The following is a 21,083-nucleotide window of genomic DNA, read 5'->3' as shown; positions in this document are numbered from 1 at the left end:
CGCTCTGCATCACTAACATCAAGAGCCTCGGTGGTCACCTTGAGAACAGTTTGATCGAACTGGAACATTTCGATTACGACGGGGAATCCAACACCGACGATTTCAGGTACAAAGAGCAGACAAGAGTAGGGTCGTGGGGTAGCCTCCCGTCAGGAGCTTGAGAACCGCATGGAAGAGACGCCACCTGCCGATGACATCGATATATACATCGAGGCCTTGAAAGCGCTCATCTCGCCTGGGGTATATGCGGCTCCGCTGGAGGACTCACCACTCATCGATCTTCCTGCGGTGGTCAGAAGGGTCGGACTGAGATCCTCGCCGGGAGCAAGAGCCCGAGGGTTCATTGTTGTCCTGGAAAGGGTTGTCGCCGAGCAACTCAAGATGAATGATCGTCAAGCGGCGGAGATGTTGTTCGCCCTTGGGGACTGGACCGGAAAGCCGGCACAGGAACGCCGTGTCGCCGTCGCCAAGCTCCGGGACAAGCACTGGACGTGGGAAAAGAATTATCGGAAGGAACCACTCCATCTTGACCTGCGCAAGGTCTACCTGGCGCTGAGCCGGGACGTCGACGCCCTCAGCGATTCGAGCTCGGTCCATAACCTCCTCCAACCGGTCCAGGTAACGCTTCAGTCAGCTGAGGAACCGCACTATCGGAATGTGGACTCGGTTGTTCGGCGATCGTGCGCATGGGTCCAGCGGGTGCAGAACAAGGATGGTGGCCTCCCTTCTGACAACGAGGGATCCATGAGCTGCACATGGTCGACCGCCGGCCTGCTCTGGGCCATGGCCGAGGCAGGGGAGGACGCCGCCGCTCTATGGAGGCAACGTGCCTTGATCTGGGTCCTCGACCACGGAAACCAGGACCGGGGTATTCCTATCGTCGGTAAGGGGGACCCGTCGATCACAGATGCCACCGCGCAGGCACTCCTGGCCACCCGCGCCTGCTATGAGTCGACTGGCGATCGTTTCTACCGGGACAAGATGACTGACCTCACGAACTGGCTGGTCCTGCACCAGGAACCCGGCTCAGGATGGGCGTGGCGACCCGGCAGGGAAGCCAGCTGGACCGCATCAACGTGCTTCGGTCTGATCGCTCTGGGCGCTGTCCTTCCCCTGCTCCCCGATCAGCGAGAAAACATCCAGAACTCGATCCGAGTCGCACAGCAGTGGTTGCTGACGACACAGAACAACGACTGCGGCTGGGGATCACAAGCAGGTGATACCTCACGGGTGGCGATTACCGGAATGGTACTGTTCACGCTTTCACGATTGGCTGCGGCGCCGCGGATGGATTCCACTGATCTCATCGGCGGAGCGCTCGATTTCATCAAGGAACGGCGGAGGCCGGATGGTACCTGGGCCTCTACGATTGACCGACCGATGGGGCATACGATAACAAGGTTCGGTGACGCATATTGTCTTCTGGGGATAGCCGCGGCATTGGCATCGGACTCCGAGCCCTCCATAGTTGACGGCGTCCGGGCACTGATGAAGTCGCATCAGGGCTCCTATTTCCAGTATGAAGACACCGTCATGCACAGCTGGCCGACAAGAGACGGGATCCTGGCTCTCTCGGCGGCGTGGGAGAGGCTCCGGCCGGAGAAACGGCCCAATGGGGATGAAGGTGGGGGAGCATGGGGTTACGCCAGCAACTGACGAGTATGAACCAGGAGCAGGCCGACTGGAACCACATCGCGCAGGCGGCACGTGGGCTGATTGCACGCGCTGACGCGGAGAACCTTGTAGCCAGATGGCATCCGCTCGGATTCATAGATATTCCCATATCAGAAGGGGCTGCGGCTGCGTGCCGCAAGAGCACCCATACCACGATCCACGTGTGGCACCCGGAATTCTCTCGTCCGCAGGATCCTCTCGATACTTGCCACTCACACGGCTGGCATCTGGACAGCGTGGTTCTTCATGGCAGCTTCGTGAACGAAACATATGATGTGGAGGCCGACGCGGCGGCCCCCTACATGCTGTATGAGGTGTCCTATGGCGCAGGCGTCTCTATTTCGCAATCCACGGGTCGGCGTGTCACCGTTCGGATCGAAAATGAAGAGCGAATACAACAGGGGACGCGTTACCAGATTCCGGCTGAATTCTTCCACTGGACACGAACGAACGGTGATGATCTGGTCATCACCGTGATGTCCAGCGGCGGTTTCACGGGAAAATCGCCCATGACCGTTCGGTCGGCCGACTCCCGACTCACCTATGAGTACGAACGCACGTTTTGTTCGAGTGGGGTGCGGAAAACCGTGTTTCAAGACATTCTGAGCAGGCTTACTTGAAAGGCGAAAAAGGGATGGCCATGTACCGCTTTCCGAATTCAGACGGTGTGATTCGCCGGTTCGCGGACGTAGAGATCACAAATCTGATCACCGGAGCAGCAAAGTCGGCCTTCAGTCTCTCCGTCGCAACGTTGAGGGGTGTGCACCCGCCGACCGTGAGCCGGCTCAGTGACCGGGCGTACTACATCGTCGAGGGGTCTCTCATGTTCACTGTGGCCACCGAGAAGTTCAAGGCGGCCGCGGGGGACGCCGTCCTGGTACCCAAGGGGGCGACACACGCGATGGAGGGAACGGCGCAGTACGTGGTGGTGAACGCACCCCCCTTTGATGCGACTGCTGAAGATGCAGCTTCATGACCGGGCCTGCGCCTGCCTGGCCTGTGGCCATCAAACCCACCGCCGCAACGCGAGAAGGGTCGTGTTACCACTGCCCGGACAGTGCCTTCGTCCCGGAACGAGGAACGATGAGGCGATTGGTGCGCGCCTGGAGTGATACGGCTGAAACGCCCGCGGCGGGCATCGTCGCACGGGGCGAGAACATCTGTGAGCTCCTGAGCATCAACATTCTGGGCGGGGTGTTCCTGGCATTCCTTGCGGAGCACCATGACCTGGCCTTTTCGCACCTTCTCACCGCGTATGTGGACGAGCGCAGGTCGGACATCATCAGGTTGCTTTACGCGGATCTGGACGACCAACCTCCGGGCGACCCGAGATATCGCCGCGTCTACCGGAACAACCAAGGCCGCTTCCTGGTGCTCCAGGCGGAGACGCGCCGCCTGGAGGTGTCTGTTCTGGCGCGCCTGCTGAACGAGGAGAAGAAGCGGTACCGGAGAGCAATGATCACGCACGTTCCACGACGGGACACAACGGCGGGTGATCACCTGATACATGTTCCGAGTGATTGCCGCGAAGCCGTCCACCATGTCGGAGCCCTCGCATCGGCCGCCGCTGACTTCCCTCAGCCGCACACCATCCAGGAGACTTGATGCCGCCCAACTCTCTTGCGCAACTGGTGGATCGCCTCGTGCGAACCGTCGGCGAAGACCTGCCGCTCTGGATCGAATCCGTGTCAATCGCGGGTTCGTACGCACGCGATGAACACGACGAGCACTCGGACCTCGATCTCTTCTTCCTCATCGCACCCGGTAGCGACGCGACCGTGGACCACGCTGCCGACATTCTGATCGACTGGGCCGGTGATGTCGTACTCCGCCGCGGTCCGGTATTAGTACCGCACTTCGGTTACTCGATCACCGCTGTCCTGGCGGATCTTTCCGTATGCCAGATGAATGTCAACACCCGGGAAACAATTGAGCTCAATCCGATGAGGTCCGCCAGCCGGCTAGTGTTGGACCGGAATGGATACATGACCTCGTTGGTCGCACAATCGAAGTCGATGCTCATCGATATCTCGAAGGTGTACCACGAGCACTACTGTTACTTCTGGATAAGGGCGTTGTACGCATTTCGCAGTGCCCAGAGAGGGGAGCTGTGGCGGGCAATCGAGTATCTGGCTGACATGCGCAAGGCGATGCAGCAGATCATTCGCATCCAACATGGACGTTATAGCCCGGTGGTGGGCCCGTACCATCCTGCCAAACGGTACGAAGAGCAGATGGGTGCTGACGGGGCCCGAATACTTGAGTTCAGTCAACCTGCATACTCCAGGCAAAGCATTCTGCAGAGCATACTCAAGTCCGTTGAATGGTTTATTCGGGAAACCCAGGACACTGCTCATTTTCCGATCGAGCCGGACATGCGCGGCTCTGCGGAAAAGATCGAGCGTGTTGTGCGGGGTGGAGTGTGAGCAGCCACATCATCGCATGCGGCCCAAGTGGCTTCGCTGGGGCGGGCCGAATCATGTGCAACGGTCTCCAGAACGCCGCCGAGCACGGGGGAAGATGCACTTATGTCGGGCCGGCCACACCCTTCCCATGGAGACGGGAGGGAAGCGGGGAAGTTGAGGTGACATGGCGAGACGGGCCGGTGAGGTCAGGCGCCATAGGAGCCGGTGCCGCCATCGCCAACGAGTCCGTACTACTGCCGCTGGAACTGGCGGATTCCTTGATGAGGGCAGCGCGGTTGTCCGCTGCCGAAGGAAACGCCCCCCTCATATGGGCGCACTACCTGTTCCCCTATGGCGCGGCCGGGCTGATGGCCGCCGGTCTCCTGCGTGGCTGCGGTGTACCGGTGCGGCTTTGGCTGAACCCGGCCGGCTCCGACATCTGGGAGATAGGACCCCAGCTCAGGGAGCTTGCCACTGGTCTCCTCCGCGATCCGGGAGTGGACCGTATTGTCACCTACTCCCCATCCTTCGCCGCCGAACTCTCGGACCAGTACGGGGTGAACCGGTCCATCGACGTGCTGAAGCCCTGCCTCAGCGGCAGGTACCGCCCACTGTCGGCCCTGGACCGTACTGCTGCACGGCGCAGACTGGGTCTGCCTGCCGATGCGTTTCTCATCTCGATGCACAGCAACATGCGGCCGGTGAAGGCGCCGGAAGACGTCCTGTGTGTCGCGCGCCGAGTGGCCGGCCTGCTCGACTCGAGGAACGTGGTTCTCCTTCTGGCCGGACCCGCGCCCAGTATCCCGTGGGACCTGTCACCCCTTGACATCCGATTGCTTGGGCTGCTCCGTGATGTGACCGAAGTTCTGCAGGTCTCGGACGCGGAACTCAACCTCAGTCGTCACGATTCGTTCAATCTGAGCCTCGCTGAGGCAATGGCGTGCGGCGTTCCGGTGGTCACCACCGATGTGGTCGGTATCGCCCCTGACATTCAAGCCTGTGATGCAGGCGCCACCGTCCCCCTGGAGCCTCCCGTACCGCGCGATCCGCGCCGGTGCTATCGGGCGGCGGTCGACGCACTGTGTCGTTTCGCTTCGAGGGAGGAAGAACGATCGGCCGCCGGCCGGCGCGCCGGCGAGCACGCTACGGCTGCCTTCTCCGGCGCGGCGCACTGGACGCGACTTCGTTCATTGCTGTCCGCCGAGTTCGCCGGGGCTTCGCAGCCGTGATCCACGACCGTCTGGGGAGCCATGGAGTTCGAGCTGGCAAGAGCTGTCGTCGATGAACTGCCCGGACCCCATATCCGGGCCCATCGCGGCCGCATGTTGTACGACCACATCAGGCAGTGGCGGCCCACCCGGGTACTGGAACTGGGAACAGCGCGTGGTGGTTCCGCAGTTTTCATCGCGGCCGCGCTCAGGGCCAACGGAGCCGGCCGTCTCACGAGTGTGGATTCATGCCGCAGGGAATGGAAAGAACCCTCTGCGCAGGAGACGCTGGAGAGAGTCGACCTGGCTGATCTGGTAGTGCTCGACCGAAGTTTCTCCACGTACACCTGGTTCCTGAAGGTGCAACTGGAACAACACCTCAAGAAGGGGGGAGACCCCGCTTCGGCCTACGACCTGATCTTTCTCGACGGGGCCAAAGAATGGTCGGTCGACGGCTTGGCCGTGGTGCTGGCGGAAAGGCTCCTTGCTCCGGGGGGATGGCTTGTCATGGATGATCTCGGATGGAACTTCGAAAAGCATTCATACGGCCCTAGGCACTATGAAGTGGAAGTCTCCGGACTGAGCGAGACGGAGCGACGCACACCCCATCTGCGCGCCGTATTCGACCTCCTGGTAAAAACGAACCCGGCGTTCGCCCGACTGATCGACGAGGATGGCTGGTGGGGCTGGGCACAGAAAAAGGAAGCCAGTTAGCCGGTTTCTGTCGAACACGACCGTGATCGCTCCGGAACTGGAGGCTGAGGCATTGCATGACATCGGATACTTCCTCAGGGGGGCTGCGGAAAATCTCGGTTGGGACTACCAGGCGCTGCGGGGTGGCTGGCTGCATGAACTGCAGAAGGGCGGCACGAAACACTACGTCATCGGCTACTCTTTTCCGCACAACTCAAATACCGCAGCCAGAGTCGCCATGGACAAGGTTGCGACGTACACAGTCCTGTCGGCCGCCGGCGTCGACGCCGTCCAGCACTTCCTGGTGCTGGCCAAAGGGCGAAGTCGGCGGGAGATTCGGCGGCTGTGCCACAACCAGCTGAGACTGGCCGGGCTGTCTGCCTCGGAAGTAGTCCTGAAACCCGTAACGGGAAGCAATGGCCGTGATGTCGAGCGAGCAGTCACATTCCGTGCCGCCCGGAAAAAGCTGAACCAGTTGCTGGGGCGCTACGATGGAGTGGCCGCTGTTTCTCCGTACTTGAACCTCCGGCGCGAAGTTCGAGTGATCGTCCTGGACGGTGCGCCGCTGCTCATCTTCGAGAAGATCCGCAATGCTGACTGGCGGCACAACCTTGCGTTCGGTGCAGCACCGAAATTGCTGTCCATCCATGAAAATGAGCGGTTGATCACTGGCGCCCTTCGTGCCTGTGAAGTTATCGGGCTCAGACTGGCCGCCGTAGATCTGGTTGAGTCCGGCGATCGATCGTGGCGGATACTCGAAGTGAATGAAGGAATCAACTTGGGGTCTGGATTCGCCGGGCAGGGTTCCGAGTATTTACGAGCTGCGGCAACCACGTATCACGCGATTGTGCGCGCTCTTGAATGACTCACGACCGGCAGCAGTACACGGAGTGCTTACCTTTTCATCCGCCCGGGGGTTCGAGAGTTCACCTGTTCGGAAGGTCACCTTGCCGTTGTGTCCTCGATTGACCGGTGCAAGGGGCCGGGGTAGTCTTCTGTGCCGGTATTACTCATGCGGTATTGCACATGCCGGTAGGGGGCTTGATTCGTGGATATCGAGGGTGCGCACGCTGTGGTCACTGGCGGCAGCCGGGGGCTGGGAAGGGCGATTGCATTATCGCTTGCCGATCGTGGTGCGACGGTGTCGATCACCTATAAGTCCGACAAGGAGGCTGCCGCGGAAGTAGGTGATCTCGTCGTTGCTCGTGGCGGAAAGTGCAACATTATTCAGCTCGATTTGCTTTCGGAGTCGAGCATTGAGAATTTCGCTCGCCGTGTCGCCGAACTCCAGGAGCCCGACATTCTGGTCAACAATGGCGGAGAGTTGCGGCGTCCAGGGAGTTGGGACAAGCTCCTCGGCAGTGACTTGGACGCCACCATCGCGGCGAACGTCACCGGGCACATCCGTGTCATGCAGAAGATCGTCCCTTCCATGGAACGGCGTGGTGGTGTAGTGGTCAACATCACTTCCGCATACGGCTTGGCAGGGTCGGCCGGCGTGACGGCCTATGCGGCTGCCAAAGCCGGATTGGTGTCGGTGACCTCCGGCCTCGCGAGGGAATTGGGTTCGAAGAATATCCGGGTCAACGCCGTGGCCCCTGGAAACTTCGACACGGCAATGACTCGGGGCGCCTCTCCGGAATTCAAGGAGCGCGTATTGTCAATGATTCCGCTGGGGCGATTCGGCCGACCCGAGGAGATCGGTCATGCGGTTGTCTTCCTGGCCGAGGCCGACTATGTCACGGGTCATGTACTGGTGGTTGACGGCGGCCAGCTGCTGCACATGTGAGTTCAGCGGGGCCGCTGATCGAGGGGGCCGGTGTCCGCAACGCTTGAGGCTCCCGTGCCGTTGAGGGAGGTGTTCGAAGTCTCAACTCACCGGCTCAGGAGCCTCGTTGGTTCCCTGTCCTGCCGCACTCGACCTGTCCCATGCCTTGGTCGAGAGGGTCATTATGCTCATCTGGAGGCCGCTGGGAAAGGGACCAGCTCAGCAGGCCGGCCCTTTTGTCCGGCGGTTCACATCACACGGATTTCCGACGGGGAAGGGATCATCCCGCCAGCCCCAACTCCCGTGCGATCAGCATGCGTTGGACCTCGCTCGTGCCCTCGCCGATCTCCAGGATCTTGGAGTCGCGCCACATACGGGCCACCGGGTACTCGTTCATGAAGCCGTAGCCGCCGTGGATCTGGGTGGCGTCGCGGGCGTTGTCCACGGCGATCGTGGAGGAGTAGAGCTTGGCCAGGGCCGCCTCCTTCTTGAAGGGGTCGCCGGTCACCAGGCGGGAGGCCGCGTCGCGCCAGGCCAGTCGGGCCGTGTGGGCCTTCATCTCCATGTCGGCGATCTTGAACTGGATCGCCTGGTTCGCGCCTATCGGCCGGCCGAAGGCCTGGCGCTCCTTGGCGTACTTGAGGGATTCGTCGACGCAGCCCTGCGCAAGACCCGTCGCCAGGGCCGCGATGGCGATACGGCCCTCGTCGAGGATGCGGAGGAACTGGGCGTAACCGCGGCCCTCCTCACCGAGCAGGTTCGCGGCCGGTACGCGGACGTCGTCGAAGGACAGCTCGCGCGTGTCCGAGGCGTTCCAGCCGACCTTCGAGTACGCGGGTGCCACCGTGAAGCCCGGCGTCCCCGACGGGACGATGATCGCCGAGATACGGGGCTTGCCCTCGGCCGTGCGGCCGGTCACCGCCGTGACCGTGACCAGACCTGTGATGTCCGTACCGGAGTTGGTGATGAAGCATTTGGTGCCGTTGATGACCCATTCGTTCGTCGCCTCGTCCAGACGGGCTGTCGTACGGGTCGCGCCCGCGTCCGAACCGCCGTCCGGTTCGGTCAGGCCGAAGGCGCCGAGGATCTCGCCCGTGCAGAGGCGGGGCAGCCATTCCCGCTTCTGGGCCTCCGTGCCGAAGAGATGGATCGGCATGGCGCCCAGCGAGACGCCCGCCTCCAGCGTGATCGCCACCGAGGAGTCCACGCGGGCCAGTTCCTCCAGCGCGATGCCCAGCGCCAGATAGTCGCCGCCCATGCCGCCGTACTCCTCCGGGAACGGCAGCCCGAACAGGCCCATCCGGCCCATCTCCCGCACGATCTCGTACGGGAACTCGTGCCGCTCGTAGAAATCACCGATCTTCGGGGCCACGACGTCGTGGGCGAACTCCTCGACCGTACGCCGGAGTTCTTCGAGTTCGGGGGAGAGTCGATGGTCAAGTGACATGGGGGATCACTCCTTGTGGGAGAGGGCGCGGACGGTGCGGGAAGGGCTGGGCCGGCCCAGTCGTTCGGCCATCCAGACGCTGGTGGCGACGAGACGGTCGAGGTCGACCCCGGTGCCGATGCCGAGGCCGTGCAGCATCCACACGAGGTCTTCGGTGGCGAGGTTGCCGGTGGCGGACTTGGCGAACGGGCAGCCGCCGAGGCCTCCGGCGGACGCGTCGACGGTCGTGACCCCGTGCTGAAGGGCCGCCAGGGTGTTGGCGAGGGCCTGCCCGTATGTGTCGTGGAAGTGCACGCCGAGGGCGTGCGTGGGGACGCCTGCTTCGTTCAGCGCGCTGAGCAGTGCCTGTACGTGCCCCGGGGTCGCCACGCCGATCGTGTCGCCGAGGCTCAGTTCGGCACAGCCCATGTCCAGGAGTGCCTTGCAGACCCGTACGACCTGGGGGACAGGGACCGGGCCCTCCCAGGGGTCGCCGAAGCACATGGAGAGATAGCCGCGGACGTGGGCCTGCTGCGTCCTCGCCCGCTCGACCACCGGCTCGAACATGGCCAGCGCCTCGTCGACGGTCCGGTTGAGGTTGGCCTTCGCGAAGGACTCCGTGGCGGACGCGAACACGGCGATACGGCTCGCGCCGAGCGCGAGGGCGCGGTCCAGCCCGCGTTCGTTGGGCACGAGCACGGGCAGGACGGTGTCGCTCAGGTCGGCGAGGTCCCGTACGAGGGGGAACAGCTGCTCCGCGTCGGCCAGTTGGGGCACCCACTTGGGGTGTACGAAGCTCGTGGCCTCGATGGTGGTGAGCCCCGCATCGGCGAGGCGCCGGATGAACTCGGCCTTGGTCTCCGTCGGGACGGTGGCCTTCTCGTTCTGCAGACCGTCGCGGGCACCGACCTCGTGGATCCGGACGGTGGCCGGGAGGCCCTGGGCGGGAACGGCCATCGGAAGTCCCAGTGCGGGTGTGGTCATGAGGTGGCCTCCTCCTGCTCCTGTCCCAGTTCCTGCTCCTGGGGAGCGATGACGGCCAGCACCTGGTCCATGGCGACGGTCGAACCCGCTGTGACGTCCAGCTCGGTGACGGTGCCGGCATGCGGGGCGGAGATGACGTGCTCCATCTTCATCGCCTCCACCACCAGCAGGCTCTGTCCGGCGGCCACTTCATCCCCCACGGCGACCTTCACGACGGTGACGGTGCCGGGCATGGGGGCGGTGAGGGAGTCGACGCCGGTGCGAGCAGCTCCGCTGAGGGAGGCGGCTACGGGGTCATGGTCGTGGACGTTCCAGGCGTCGCCGTCACGGCCGAGCCAGGTGCCTGCCGGCAGGGTGGTGAAGGTGTGGGTGACGCCGTTCAGGTGGAGGGTGACCGTGGAGGGGTTTTCTTCCCCAAACCCGCCCCTTCCCGAAGCTGGGGGCAAGCCCCCAGACCCCCGGAGCGGTTCGGCTGCGCCGTCGAGCAGGAACTCCATGCCTGCCGCGGTGCTCCGCACGCGGACGGTCACGGGTTCGTGGCCGGGTACGCGGAGGTGGTGCACGGTCCAGGCGGGCTCGCCGCCGAGCCGCCACCCATTGGGCACGGAGAAGGGATCCACCCAACTGCCACCCTCTGAGCCCGGTCCCGAACCCCTCAGCCCGTGGCTCACTTGTGAGGCCGGTCCCGCACCACTCAGCCCGTCCGGCGTTTGAGGACGAGGCCGTTCAGGCCGATCGGGGGTCTGGGGGCGGAGCCTCCAGTTTCGGGAAGGGGCGGGGCTGGGGAAAAGTTCCGCTTGTCGCAGCAACCCCGCCGCCACGTACACCTCACCCGGCACCTCAGCCGAGACCAGCCCGTCAACCTCCCGCTCCACGAGCCCTGTGTCCAACTCGCCCGCCACCACCGCGGGATGGGCCAGCAGGCGCCGCAGGAACCCGGCGTTGGTCTGCACGCCCAGCGTGACCGTCTCGGCAAGCGCAGCCCGCAGCTTCCGCAGCGCGGTCGCCCGGTCCGGTCCGTACGCGATGACCTTCGACAGCATCGGGTCGTACAGGCTGCCGACCTGCGTGCCCTCGCTCAGCCCCGAGTCGGTGCGGACCCCGTCCCCCTGCGGCTCGCGCAGAGCCAGAACCGTCCCCCCGGACGGCAGAAACCCCCGCGCCGGATCCTCCGCACAGATCCGCGCCTCAACCGCATGCCCCGTGAGCACAATGTCGCCCTGCCCGAACGCCAGCCGCTCACCCGCCGCAACCCGAAGCTGCCACTCGACAAGGTCGATCCCCGTGATCATCTCCGTCACCGGGTGCTCCACCTGAAGCCGGGTGTTCATCTCCATGAAGCAGTACGCCGACGGGTCGTCGCCCGGCACGATGAACTCGACCGTGCCCGCACCCACATACCCGCAGGACCGCGCCGCCTCGACCGCCGCCGCCCCCATGGCCGCCCGCGTCTTCTCGTCGAGCAGCACACTCGGCGCCTCCTCGATGATCTTCTGGTGCCGGCGCTGGAGGGAGCACTCACGCTCGCCCAGGTGCACCACATGGCCGTGGCCGTCCGCCAGGACCTGGATCTCGATGTGCCGGGGCCGGTCGATCCACCGCTCCACGAGCAGCGTGTCGTCACCGAAGGATGCCCGTGCCTCACGCCGGGCCGCCGCGATCTCCTCGCTCAGGACCGACAGGTCGCGCACCAGCCGCATCCCCTTGCCGCCACCGCCCGCCGAGGGCTTGAGCAGTACGGGAGCGCCCAACTCGCGGGCCGCGTCCTCCAGTTCGGGATCGGCTGCCCCCGGCACCACCGGCACCCCGGCCGCCCGCACCGTCTCCTTGGCGCGGATCTTGTCGCCCATGAGCTCGATGGCCGAGGCGGGCGGCCCGATGAAGACGAGCCCGGCGTCGGCGCAGGCACGCGCGAAGGAGGCGTTCTCGGCGAGGAAGCCATAGCCCGGATGCACCGCCTGCGCGCCCGTGCGTGCCGCCGCCTCCAGCAGCCGCTCCGCCGACAGATAGCTCTCACCCGCCGGCGCCGGACCGATCCGTACGGCCGTGTCGGCCTCCCGGACGTGCCGTGCGTCGGCGTCCGCATCGCTGAAGACGGCCACCGAGCGCACACCCAGCGACCGGAGCGTACGGATGACACGGACCGCGATCTCGCCCCGGTTGGCCACAAGCACTGTCTCGAACATCGTCAAGAGTCCCTCACCCTCACATCCGGAAGACGCCGAACTGGGGCTCGCCCAGCGGGGCGTTCGCGCACGCCGTCAAGGCCAGTCCCAGCACCTGCCGGGTCTCCATCGGGTCGATGACCCCGTCGTCCCAGAGCCGGGCCGTCGCGTAATAGGCGTTCCCCTGACGCTCGTACTGCGCGCGGATCGGCTCCTTGAAGGCCTCTTCCTCCTCCGCCGGCCAGGACTCGCCGCGGGCCTCCAACTGGTCGCGCTTGACGGTCGCGAGGACCGACGCGGCCTGCTCGCCGCCCATCACGGAGATCTTGGCGTTGGGCCACATCCACAGGAAGCGAGGGGAGTACGCCCGGCCGCACATCGAGTAGTTGCCCGCGCCGTACGACCCGCCGATCACCACCGTCAGCTTCGGTACGCGCGTACTGGCCACCGCCGTGACCATCTTGGCGCCGTGCTTGGCGATACCGCCCGCCTCGTAGTCACGCCCCACCATGAAGCCCGAGACGTTCTGCAGGAACAGCAGCGGGATCCCGCGCTGGTCGCACAGCTCGATGAAGTGGGCGCCCTTCTGGGCCGATTCGGAGAACAGGATGCCGTTGTTGGCGACGATCCCGACCGGATGCCCGTGCACCCGCGCGAACCCCGTCACCAGCGTCTGCCCGAACTCCGACTTGAACTCCGCGAAGCGCGAGCCGTCGACCACGCGCGCGATGACCTCGCGTACGTCATAGGGGGTACGGGAATCCACCGGCACCACGCCGTAAAGCCCGGCCGGGTCCACCTTCGGCTCCACGGCCGGTGCGACCGTCCAGGGCAGTGCCCCGCGCGCGGGGAGGGTGGAAACGATGGTGCGCACGATCCGCAGTGCGTGCGCGTCGTCCTCCGCGAGATGGTCGGTGACACCCGACACACGCGCGTGGACCTCGCCGCCGCCCAGCTCCTCGGCGGTGACGACCTCTCCGGTGGCGGCCTTCACCAGGGGCGGGCCGCCGAGGAAGATCGTGCCCTGGTTGCGCACGATCACGGCCTCGTCGCTCATGGCGGGGACATACGCCCCACCCGCCGTGCAGGAGCCGAGCACCGCCGCGATCTGCGGGATCCCCGCCCCCGACATCCGCGCCTGGTTGTAGAAGATCCGCCCGAAGTGCTCGCGGTCGGGGAAGACCTCGTCCTGCATGGGCAGGAACGCGCCCCCGGAGTCCACCAAGTACACACAGGGGAGGCGGTTCTCCAGCGCCACCTCCTGGGCGCGCAGGTGCTTCTTCACCGTCATCGGGTAGTACGTGCCGCCCTTGACGGTCGCGTCATTGGCGACGACCACGCACTCGCGGCCGCTCACCCGCCCGATCCCGGCGATGACCCCTGCCGCCGGAGCCTGGTCGTCGTACAGCCCGTCGGCGGCGAGCGGGGCCAGCTCCAGGAAGGGTGAGCCGGGATCCAGCAGGGTGTCCACGCGGTCGCGCGGCAGCAGCTTTCCGCGCGCGGTGTGCCGGGCGCGCGCCCGCTCGCCGCCGCCGAGCCGGGCCACGGCCAGCTTCTGCCGCAGCTCGTCCACGAGCGCGCGGTGCGCCGCCTCGTTGGCCCGCCAGGCCGCCGACGCAGGGTCAGCCGCGCTGGTCAGCTCCGGTGCCTCCTGCATCGTGGAGTCCCCTCACTTTGTTAATGAGCGTTAACCGTTTCCATCAGGTTAACGAGCGCTAACCTCGCTGTCTAGAATTGCCTCCATGGCCATCAGAACCGACGCCCTCACCCGCCGCGAGCAGATCCTCAAGGAAGCGGCCCGGCTCTTCGCCGAGCGAGGCTTCCACGGCGTCGGTGTCGACGAGATAGGGGCGGCGGTCGGCATCAGCGGACCGGGCCTGTACCGGCACTTCGCGGGCAAGGACGCGATGCTCGCCGAGCTGCTCGTGGGGATCAGCGAGCAGCTGCTGACCGGTGGCAAGCGGCGGGCCGCCGAGGCCGCCGGGAACCCCGAGGCGGTCCTCGACTCGCTCGTCGAGGGGCACATCGACTTCGCGCTCGACGACCGCCCTCTGATCACCTTGCACGACCGCGAGCTGGACCGCCTCCGGGACAGCGACCGCAAGCTCGTACGGCAGCTCCAACGGCAGTACGTGGAGCTGTGGGTGGAGGTCGTACGCGAGGTGTACCCGGACCTCGCGGAACCCGGCGCCCGGGCCGCCGTCCACGCGGTGTTCGGGCTGCTGAACTCGACACCGCATCTGGGGCGTCCGGGCTCGCTGCCCGGCCGGGCGGGGACGGCGGCGTTGCTGCACCGGATGGCGCGGGGGGCGTTCGAGGCGGCGGCCGTCTCGGCTCCGGGGTGAGCCGGTCCTACGGTGACTGGTTCCGGCGTGGCGCGGTGTCCGTGTGACCTGCCGTCAGCGTGACCTACGTCTCTGGACGACTGTAGTGACCGGCGGGTAGCGTTAGCTGAGCAAGCGCTTAGACGACACGCGGCGCTTGGGACCGAGCAGCGCGAGCCAAGGAGCCGTACACGATGCGCCGTACCGTCTTCACCGAGGATCACGAGGCGTTCCGGGAGACCCTGCGAGCCTTCATCGAGGCCGAGGTCGTCCCCGTGTACGACGAATGGTTCGCCGCGGGCCAGGCGCCGCGCGACTTCTACTACAAGCTCGCCGAGCTGGGCGTCTTCGGGATCCGCGTCCCCGAGGAGTTCGGCGGCGCGGGCATCGACTCGTACAAGTTCGAGGCCGTGATGTACGAGGAGACCGCCCGCGCGGGTGTCTCCTTCGGCGGCTCCGGTGTGCATGTGCTGCTCGGTCTGCCGTACATCAAGATGCTCGCCACCGACGAGCAGAAGAAGCGGTTCCTGCCGAAGTTCGTCTCCGGTGAGGAGATGTGGGCCCTCGCGATGACCGAGCCGGGCACCGGCTCCGACCTCGCGGGCATGAAGACCACCGCGAAGCTCTCCGACGACGGCACGCACTATGTGCTCAACGGCGCCAAGACCTTCATCACCGGCGGTGTGCACGCCGACCGCGTCATCGTCTGCGCCCGCACCTCCGCCCCGCGCGAGGACGACCGCCGCTTCGGCATCTCCCTGTTCGCCGTGGACACCAAGTCCGAGGGCTACTCCGTCGGCCGCAAGCTGGACAAGCTCGGGCTGAAGACCTCCGACACCGCCGAACTGGCCTTCGTCGACGTGAAGGTGCCGGTCGAGGACCTGCTCGGCGAGGAGAACAAGGGCTTCGCCTACCTCGGCACCAACCTCGCCTCGGAGCGCTGGGGCATCGCCTTCGGCGCGTACGCGCAGGCAGCGGCGGCGGTCCGGTTTGCCAAGGAGTACGTCCAGGACCGTACGGTCTTCGGCAAGACGGTCGCCTCCTTCCAGAACACCAAGTTCGAGCTGGCCGCCTGCCAGGCCGAGGTCGACGCCGCGCAGGCCGTCGCCGACCGCACGCTGGAAGCCCTGGACGCGGACGAGCTGTCCCCGGCCGAGGCCGCGAGCGCCAAGCTGTTCTGCACCGAGGTCGCGCACCGTGTCATCGACCGCTGCCTCCAGCTGCACGGCGGCTACGGCTTCATGAACGAGTACCCGATAGCCCGTCTGTACGCCGACAACCGCGTCAACCGGATCTACGGCGGCACCAGCGAGGTCATGAAGATGATCATCGCGAAGGACATGGGTCTGTAGGCCGTGCGCAGCTGCCGCACGGCACAACCGACATCATGAACGAGGCAAGCGAGGCAAACAGCGAGGCGAGCGAGGCAAGCCGGCCACGCGAGGCACTCGACTCCCTGCTCGATCTGCTCGACCTGGAGCGGATCGAGCAGGACATCTTCCGCGGCCGGTCCCGGTCCTCCGTCGTCCCGCGCGTCTTCGGCGGCCAGGTCGCGGCGCAGGCCCTGGTCGCCGCCGGGCGTACGGTTCCCGAGGACCGGCTCGCCCACTCCCTGCACTCGTACTTCCTGCGCCCCGGAGACCCCGGCGCGCCCATCGTCTACACCGTGGACCGGATCCGCGACGGACGTTCCTTCACGACCCGGAGGGTCGTGGCGGTCCAGCACGGGCAGCCGATCTTCCACCTCTCCGCGTCCTTCCAGACGTACGAGGAGGGCCTGGAGCACCAGGCCCCCATGCCTGACTCGCCCGACCCCGAGACCCTGCCGACCGCGGCGGAGACCCTGCCGACGTACGCGGACGCCTTCTGGGAACCGGGCGTTCTGGAGCGGCTGTTGGAGGCCCGCGCCGCGGTTGACCTCCGGTACGTGGACGCACCGCCGTTCGCCAGCGTCGGGGAGCCCCGCGAGCCGAGCTCCCAGGTGTGGTTCCGCACGAACGGCAAGCTCGACGACTTCACAGACGATCCCCTGCTGCACGTGTGCCTCGCCACCTACGTCTCCGACATGACGCTCCTCGACTCCGTGCTCCTCGCCCACGGGCGGGGTGGCTGGGCCGTGGGGGACGTGGTCGGGGCCTCGCTGGACCACGCGATGTGGTTCCACCGGCCGTTCCGGGCGGACGAGTGGCTCCTGTACGACCAGGAGTCGCCGTCGGCGTCGGGCGGGCGGGGGCTGGGGCAGGCCCGGATCTACACGCGGGAGGGCCAGTTGGCGATCACGGTGATCCAGGAGGGGGTTGTGCGGGTGCCGCGGTGACGGTTCCCTCCGGGGGTTGGGCGGGGTTTGTCTCGCCCCCGCCGCCCCTACCCGTCCCATACCAAGGGGCTGCGCCCCTGGGCCCCGCTGGGGCTGCGCCCCGGACCCCGCTGGGGGCTGCGCCCCCAGACCCCCTTCGGGGCTGCGCCCCCAGACCCCCTTCGGGGCTCCGCCCCGGACCCCCCTTCGGGGGCCAGCCCCCGGACCCCCCTTCGGGGGCCAGCCCCCGGACCCCCCTTCGGGGGCCAGCCCCCGGACCCCCGCTCCTCAAACGCCGGAGGGGCTGATTTCTTGCAGCCCCGGTCCGCATCAATCAGCCCGTCTGGGGGCACCTCCCAGCGATAGCTGGGGGAGTTTGAGGACGAGGCCGTTCAGGCCGATGGGGTCTGGGGCGCAGCCCCAGCGGGGTCCAAGGGGGAGCCCTTGGTGGGGTCCGGGGCTGGCCCCGGTATGGGACGGGTAGGGGCGGCGGGGGCGTATCCCCCTCTAGACCAAGTCCGCCGCGTCCAGCAGATACGCCGTCATCGGGTCATAGTGCCGCGGACTCGTGACGTGGTCGTCCAGGGGAATCGCCACCTGGAGCGTGCCCTCGGATTCCGCGAGGAACAGCGCGGGGTCGTTGGAGTCCGCGTACCCCATGGAGTCGATGCCCTGCTGGCCGGCGAAACCCGCCCAGCCGTGGTCGGCCACGACCAGGTCGGGCAGCGGCCGGCCCTCGCGCTCGAGCCCCGCCAGGATGGCCCGCATCGGCTCACCGGAATGCGTGTGCCAGAGCGTGGCCCCCTGCTCCAGAACCGCCACGTCCGCGAACTGCATGACGTACCCCTCGTCCGTCTGCAGCCCCTCCGGAATCACCACGATCTCGCACCCGGCGGCACGCAACGCCGCCGCCGTCGCCCGGTGCACATCCAGCAAGCCGCCCGGATGCCCCGTCGCGAACAGCACCCGCTGCTGCCCGGCCGCCGCCTTCCGCAGCCGTGACGCCATCCTGTCAAGGGCATCGACCGTCAGCTCCGGATCGATGGTGTCCTGCCCGTGGCGGTACTCCGGGTCGTCGTTCACTCCGCAACGCTCCGCCATCACCGCGAGCACGTCCTGCTCGTCGGTCCAGCGGTCGCCGAGCTCAAGGCCGAGCCAGAAGTTGCGGTCGCCGTTCGACAGTTTGCGGTAGTGGGAAAGGTTGTTCTCGCGGGGGGTGGCGACATCGCCCGCGATACGCGTCCGTACGAGGTGGTCGACGAGTTCGGCGCGGCTGGGGGTCCCGGGTATCGGCATGGTCCCTATTCTGCCGGTGCGCTCCGCTTGGCGAACTGGTGTTCCGCAGCCTGGGACGGGGGGTCACGTGGTGTTCGTCACCCAGGCCCCGTGACGGGCGGCGGGCAACCGGTGGGAGCGGGGCAGTCCGCAGGGTTCCATTCTCTTCAGCCCAGGTGCGTGGGCGCGAACATCCGTAGCACCGCCGGGAGGACGATCACCGACGGGCCGGGGCTTGACAGGGCCTTCGCCAAGTCGCCCTCGAGTGTCTCGGGGGTCGTACGGGCTCCTGGCACCCCGAACGACTCCGCCAGGGCCACATAGTCCGGGCGGGACAGTTCCGTCGCCGTCGCCGTCGCCGTCGTCTCGCCGAACGTGTCCGTCATGTACTCGCGGAGGATGCCGTAGCCGCCGTCGTCGATGATCAGCCAGGTGACGTCGAAGTCGTGTTGCTTCGCGGTGGCGAGTTCGGCGATGGAGTAGAGGGCGCCGCCGTCGCCGGAGACCGCGAGGACCGGGTGGGTGGGGTCCGCTGCCGCGGCGCCCAGTGCGGCGGGGAAGGCGTAGCCGAGGCCGCCCGCGCCCTGAGCCGAGTGCATGGTGTTCGGGTGGCGGGGGTCGAAGGCCGACCAGGCCCAGTACGACAGGATCGTCATGTCCCAGAAGGAGGGGGAGCGTGGGGGAAGTGCTCGGCGTATCGACGCCAACGCATCCTGTTCCAGGGTGAGTTCCTGGGCGGTGATGCGTGCATGGACCCGTTCCAGGAGCGTACGTACCCGCTCGGGAGCCGCCTCGTCCGGACGCTCGTCCACCGTCTCCAGCAGGGCGGAGAGCGCCGGCCTCGCATCGGCGTGGATGCCGAGCGCCGGGTAGTTGGACTCCAGCTTGCCCAGGTCCGCCTCGATCTGGATCAGCCGGCCCCGCGGCTTGAACGTGCGGTAGTTCGACGATATTTCGCCCAGACCCGAGCCGACGACGAGAAGTACGTCCGCGTCCTCCAGGAAGTCCGTGGTGTGCCGGTCCTCCAGCCAGGACTGCAAGGACAGCGGGTGCTTCCAGGGGAACGCGCCTTTGCCGCCGAAGGTGGTGACCACGGGGGCGTTCAGCCTCTCGGCGAGCGCGCGAAGCTTCCCCGACGCGTCCGCCCGTACCACCCCGCCTCCCGCGATGATCGCCGGCCGGGCCGCCCCCGACAGCAAGTGGGCCGCCACCGCCGTGAGTTCGGGGCGCGGGACCAGCTCCTCGGGCGTCGCGTCGGCTGCCGTCACCTCCGGCAGCAGCGTCTCGGCGAGCAGTACGTCCTGCGGGATCTCCACCCACACCGGCCCGTGCGGAGCCGTCAGCGCCGACTGCCACGCCGCCGCGATCGCCGACGGGATCTGTGACTGCGTACGGACCGTATGGACCGACTTGACGACGCCCCTGAACGAGGCTGCCTGGTCCGGGAGTTCATGGAGGTAGCCGTGACGGCCGCCGCCCAGGCCCGCCGTCGGGATCTGGCTGCTGATCGCCAGCACGGGCGCGCTCGCCGCCGCCGCCTCCTGGAGTGCGGCCAGGGACGTCAGCGCGCCGGGGCCCGTCGAGAGCAGCAGCGGGGCCGCCTCGCCGGTGATGCGGCCGTACGCGTCTGCCGCGAAGCCCGCGTTGTTCTCGACGCGCAGGCCGACGTACCGGAGCGAGGAGCGGCGCAGCGCGTCGAACAGGCCCAGGGCGTGCTGGCCGGGGAGACCGAAGACCGTCGTCGCGCCGAGACCGGACAGGGTTTCCACGACCAGGTCTCCGCCGATGCGTCCGGCGGGAGGATTCAGCGCGGCTGACATCTGGGCGGGTGTGGGGCGGAGGACCAGATCGTGGTCGTGCGTCACTTTGCCTCGGTCTCCTTACGAGCCTGCGCGATCTGGCGGGACATGATCGTCGTCAGTTCGTACGCCGTGTGGGACGCGGCGACCGACGTGATCTCGGCGTGATCGTACGCGGGCGCGACCTCCACGACGTCCGCCGAGACGAGGTTGCAGGACGCCAACCCGCGGAGGATCTCCAGGAGTTCGCGCGACGTCATGCCGCCTGCCTCCGGCGTACCCGTGCCGGGCGCGTGCGCCGGGTCCAGGACGTCGATGTCGATGGAGATGTAGAGCGGACGGTCGCCGATGCGCTGCCGCAGCTGGTCCGCCACCTCGTCGACGCCGCGTCGCATCACGTCCGCCGACGTCACGATCCCGAAGCCCATCTTCTCGTCGTCGTCCAGGTCCTTCCTGCCGTACAGCGGACCGCGGATACCCACGTGCGAGAGCGCCGAGGTGTCGAGGATCCCCTCCTCGACCGCCCGCCGGAACGGCGTGCCGTGCGTGTACTCCGCGCCGAAGTACGTGTCCCAGGTGTCGAGGTGCGCGTCGAAGTGGAGCAGGGCGACCGGGCCGTGCCGCTTCGCGACCGACCGCAGGAGGGGGAGCGCGATGGTGTGGTCGCCGCCGAGGGTCATCAACCGGGCGCCGTTGCCGAGGAGTTCGTCCGCGGCCCCCTCGACGGTCTCCACGGCCTCGTTGATGTCGAACGGGTTCGCGGCGATGTCCCCGGCGTCCGCGACCTGCGCGAGGGCGAACGGGGACGCGTCCTGCGCGGGATTGTACGGGCGCAGGAGACGGCTGGCCTCCCTGATCGCGTTCCCGCCGAACCGGGCACCCGGCCGGTACGAGACGCCCGCGTCGAACGGCACGCCCACGACCGCGACGTCGGCGCGGCCGACCTCGTCGAGGCGGGGCAGCCGGGCGAAGGTCGCGGGACCCGCGTACCGCGGAATGCGGGACGAGTCGACGGGACCGCGGGGCGTCTCGTTGCTGCTCATGGTTGCTCTGCCTTCTTTCCTAC

General features: G+C 66.8%; 19 protein-coding genes. 12 read left to right on the top strand and 7 right to left on the bottom strand.

The window, feature by feature from the left end; translation table 11 throughout:
* Positions 1–168 precede the first annotated feature (168 nt).
* From ABD357_RS40490 to ABD357_RS40450, 9 genes are all read left to right on the top strand, one after another.
* On the top strand, positions 169–1,656 hold the full coding sequence (locus tag ABD357_RS40490) for a prenyltransferase/squalene oxidase repeat-containing protein (protein WP_344396444.1): 1,488 nt from the start codon (positions 169–171) through the stop codon (positions 1,654–1,656).
* A complete protein-coding gene (locus tag ABD357_RS40485) occupies positions 1,635–2,294 on the top strand; it encodes a hypothetical protein (protein WP_344396443.1) in 660 nt (219 codons plus the stop codon). The genes ABD357_RS40490 and ABD357_RS40485 overlap by 22 nt, the downstream gene beginning before the upstream one ends.
* A 14-nt stretch (positions 2,295–2,308) precedes the next feature.
* Positions 2,309–2,650: a cupin domain-containing protein gene (locus tag ABD357_RS40480; RefSeq protein WP_344396442.1), complete on the top strand. Its 342-nt coding sequence runs from the start codon at positions 2,309–2,311 to the stop codon at positions 2,648–2,650.
* A 107-nt stretch (positions 2,651–2,757) separates the two neighbouring features.
* Positions 2,758–3,279: a hypothetical protein gene (locus ABD357_RS40475; RefSeq protein WP_344396441.1), complete on the top strand. Its 522-nt coding sequence runs from the start codon at positions 2,758–2,760 to the stop codon at positions 3,277–3,279.
* Complete coding sequence (locus tag ABD357_RS40470; protein ID WP_344396439.1) at positions 3,279–4,100, top strand: nucleotidyltransferase domain-containing protein; 822 nt, start codon at positions 3,279–3,281, stop codon at positions 4,098–4,100. The genes ABD357_RS40475 and ABD357_RS40470 overlap by 1 nt, the downstream gene beginning before the upstream one ends.
* A gap of 275 nt (positions 4,101–4,375) precedes the next feature.
* Positions 4,376–5,308 carry a glycosyltransferase gene (locus ABD357_RS40465; protein WP_344396438.1) on the top strand — a complete coding sequence of 311 codons (933 nt, stop codon included), beginning with the start codon at positions 4,376–4,378 and terminating at the stop codon, positions 5,306–5,308.
* A 21-nt stretch (positions 5,309–5,329) separates the two neighbouring features.
* Positions 5,330–6,001 carry an O-methyltransferase gene (locus ABD357_RS40460; protein ID WP_344396437.1) on the top strand — a complete coding sequence of 224 codons (672 nt, stop codon included), beginning with the start codon at positions 5,330–5,332 and terminating at the stop codon, positions 5,999–6,001.
* Between the two features lie 22 nt (positions 6,002–6,023).
* Positions 6,024–6,845 carry an ATP-grasp domain-containing protein gene (locus tag ABD357_RS40455; RefSeq protein ID WP_344396436.1) on the top strand — a complete coding sequence of 274 codons (822 nt, stop codon included), beginning with the start codon at positions 6,024–6,026 and terminating at the stop codon, positions 6,843–6,845.
* A gap of 183 nt (positions 6,846–7,028) precedes the next feature.
* Positions 7,029–7,769: an SDR family NAD(P)-dependent oxidoreductase gene (locus ABD357_RS40450; protein WP_344396435.1), complete on the top strand. Its 741-nt coding sequence runs from the start codon at positions 7,029–7,031 to the stop codon at positions 7,767–7,769.
* Between the two features lie 259 nt (positions 7,770–8,028).
* Here the strand turns inward: ABD357_RS40450 and ABD357_RS40445 are convergent, their stop codons facing one another.
* The 4 genes from ABD357_RS40445 to ABD357_RS40430 are packed head-to-tail and all read right to left on the bottom strand — an operon-like array spanning position 8,029 to position 13,980.
* A complete protein-coding gene (locus ABD357_RS40445) occupies positions 8,029–9,195 on the bottom strand; it encodes an acyl-CoA dehydrogenase family protein (protein WP_344396434.1) in 1,167 nt (388 codons plus the stop codon).
* 6 nt (positions 9,196–9,201) lie between these two features.
* Positions 9,202–10,158, bottom strand: a complete 957-nt coding sequence (locus ABD357_RS40440; protein ID WP_344396432.1) for a hydroxymethylglutaryl-CoA lyase — start codon at positions 10,156–10,158, stop codon at positions 9,202–9,204.
* Positions 10,155–12,344 (bottom strand): acetyl/propionyl/methylcrotonyl-CoA carboxylase subunit alpha, encoded by a 2,190-nt coding sequence (locus tag ABD357_RS40435; RefSeq protein WP_344396431.1) that lies wholly within the window; start codon positions 12,342–12,344, stop codon positions 10,155–10,157. Before ABD357_RS40435 ends, ABD357_RS40440 begins: the two co-directional genes overlap by 4 nt.
* A 19-nt stretch (positions 12,345–12,363) precedes the next feature.
* Complete coding sequence (locus tag ABD357_RS40430; RefSeq protein ID WP_344396430.1) at positions 12,364–13,980, bottom strand: carboxyl transferase domain-containing protein; 1,617 nt, start codon at positions 13,978–13,980, stop codon at positions 12,364–12,366.
* An 85-nt stretch (positions 13,981–14,065) separates the two neighbouring features.
* Between ABD357_RS40430 and ABD357_RS40425 the strand changes: the two genes are divergently transcribed.
* The 3 genes from ABD357_RS40425 to ABD357_RS40415 all read left to right on the top strand — a co-directional run bounded on the left by ABD357_RS40425 (position 14,066) and on the right by ABD357_RS40415 (position 16,964).
* Positions 14,066–14,668 carry an SACE_7040 family transcriptional regulator gene (locus ABD357_RS40425; RefSeq protein WP_344396429.1) on the top strand — a complete coding sequence of 201 codons (603 nt, stop codon included), beginning with the start codon at positions 14,066–14,068 and terminating at the stop codon, positions 14,666–14,668.
* A 173-nt stretch (positions 14,669–14,841) separates the two neighbouring features.
* A complete protein-coding gene (locus ABD357_RS40420; protein ID WP_344396428.1) occupies positions 14,842–15,999 on the top strand; it encodes an acyl-CoA dehydrogenase family protein in 1,158 nt (385 codons plus the stop codon).
* A 35-nt stretch (positions 16,000–16,034) separates the two neighbouring features.
* The gene (locus ABD357_RS40415; protein WP_344396427.1) at positions 16,035–16,964 is read left to right on the top strand and encodes an acyl-CoA thioesterase; all 930 of its coding nucleotides are present in this window, start codon (positions 16,035–16,037) and stop codon (positions 16,962–16,964) included.
* A gap of 486 nt (positions 16,965–17,450) precedes the next feature.
* Here the strand turns inward: ABD357_RS40415 and ABD357_RS40410 are convergent, their stop codons facing one another.
* The 3 genes from ABD357_RS40410 to speB all read right to left on the bottom strand — a co-directional run bounded on the left by ABD357_RS40410 (position 17,451) and on the right by speB (position 21,060).
* Entirely contained in the window at positions 17,451–18,239 is a 789-nt protein-coding gene (locus ABD357_RS40410) for a phosphatase (RefSeq protein WP_344396426.1), read from the bottom strand.
* A gap of 146 nt (positions 18,240–18,385) precedes the next feature.
* Complete coding sequence (locus ABD357_RS40405; RefSeq protein ID WP_344396425.1) at positions 18,386–20,083, bottom strand: thiamine pyrophosphate-binding protein; 1,698 nt, start codon at positions 20,081–20,083, stop codon at positions 18,386–18,388.
* Positions 20,080–21,060: an agmatinase gene (gene speB / locus ABD357_RS40400; RefSeq protein WP_344396423.1), complete on the bottom strand. Its 981-nt coding sequence runs from the start codon at positions 21,058–21,060 to the stop codon at positions 20,080–20,082. Before speB ends, ABD357_RS40405 begins: the two co-directional genes overlap by 4 nt.
* Between the last annotated feature and the right edge of the window lie 23 nt (positions 21,061–21,083).

This window comes from Streptomyces vastus (genome assembly GCF_039532825.1).
In the GTDB taxonomy this organism is placed as follows: domain Bacteria; phylum Actinomycetota; class Actinomycetes; order Streptomycetales; family Streptomycetaceae; genus Streptomyces; species Streptomyces vastus.
This window is presented reverse-complemented; position numbering and strand designations above follow the sequence as displayed.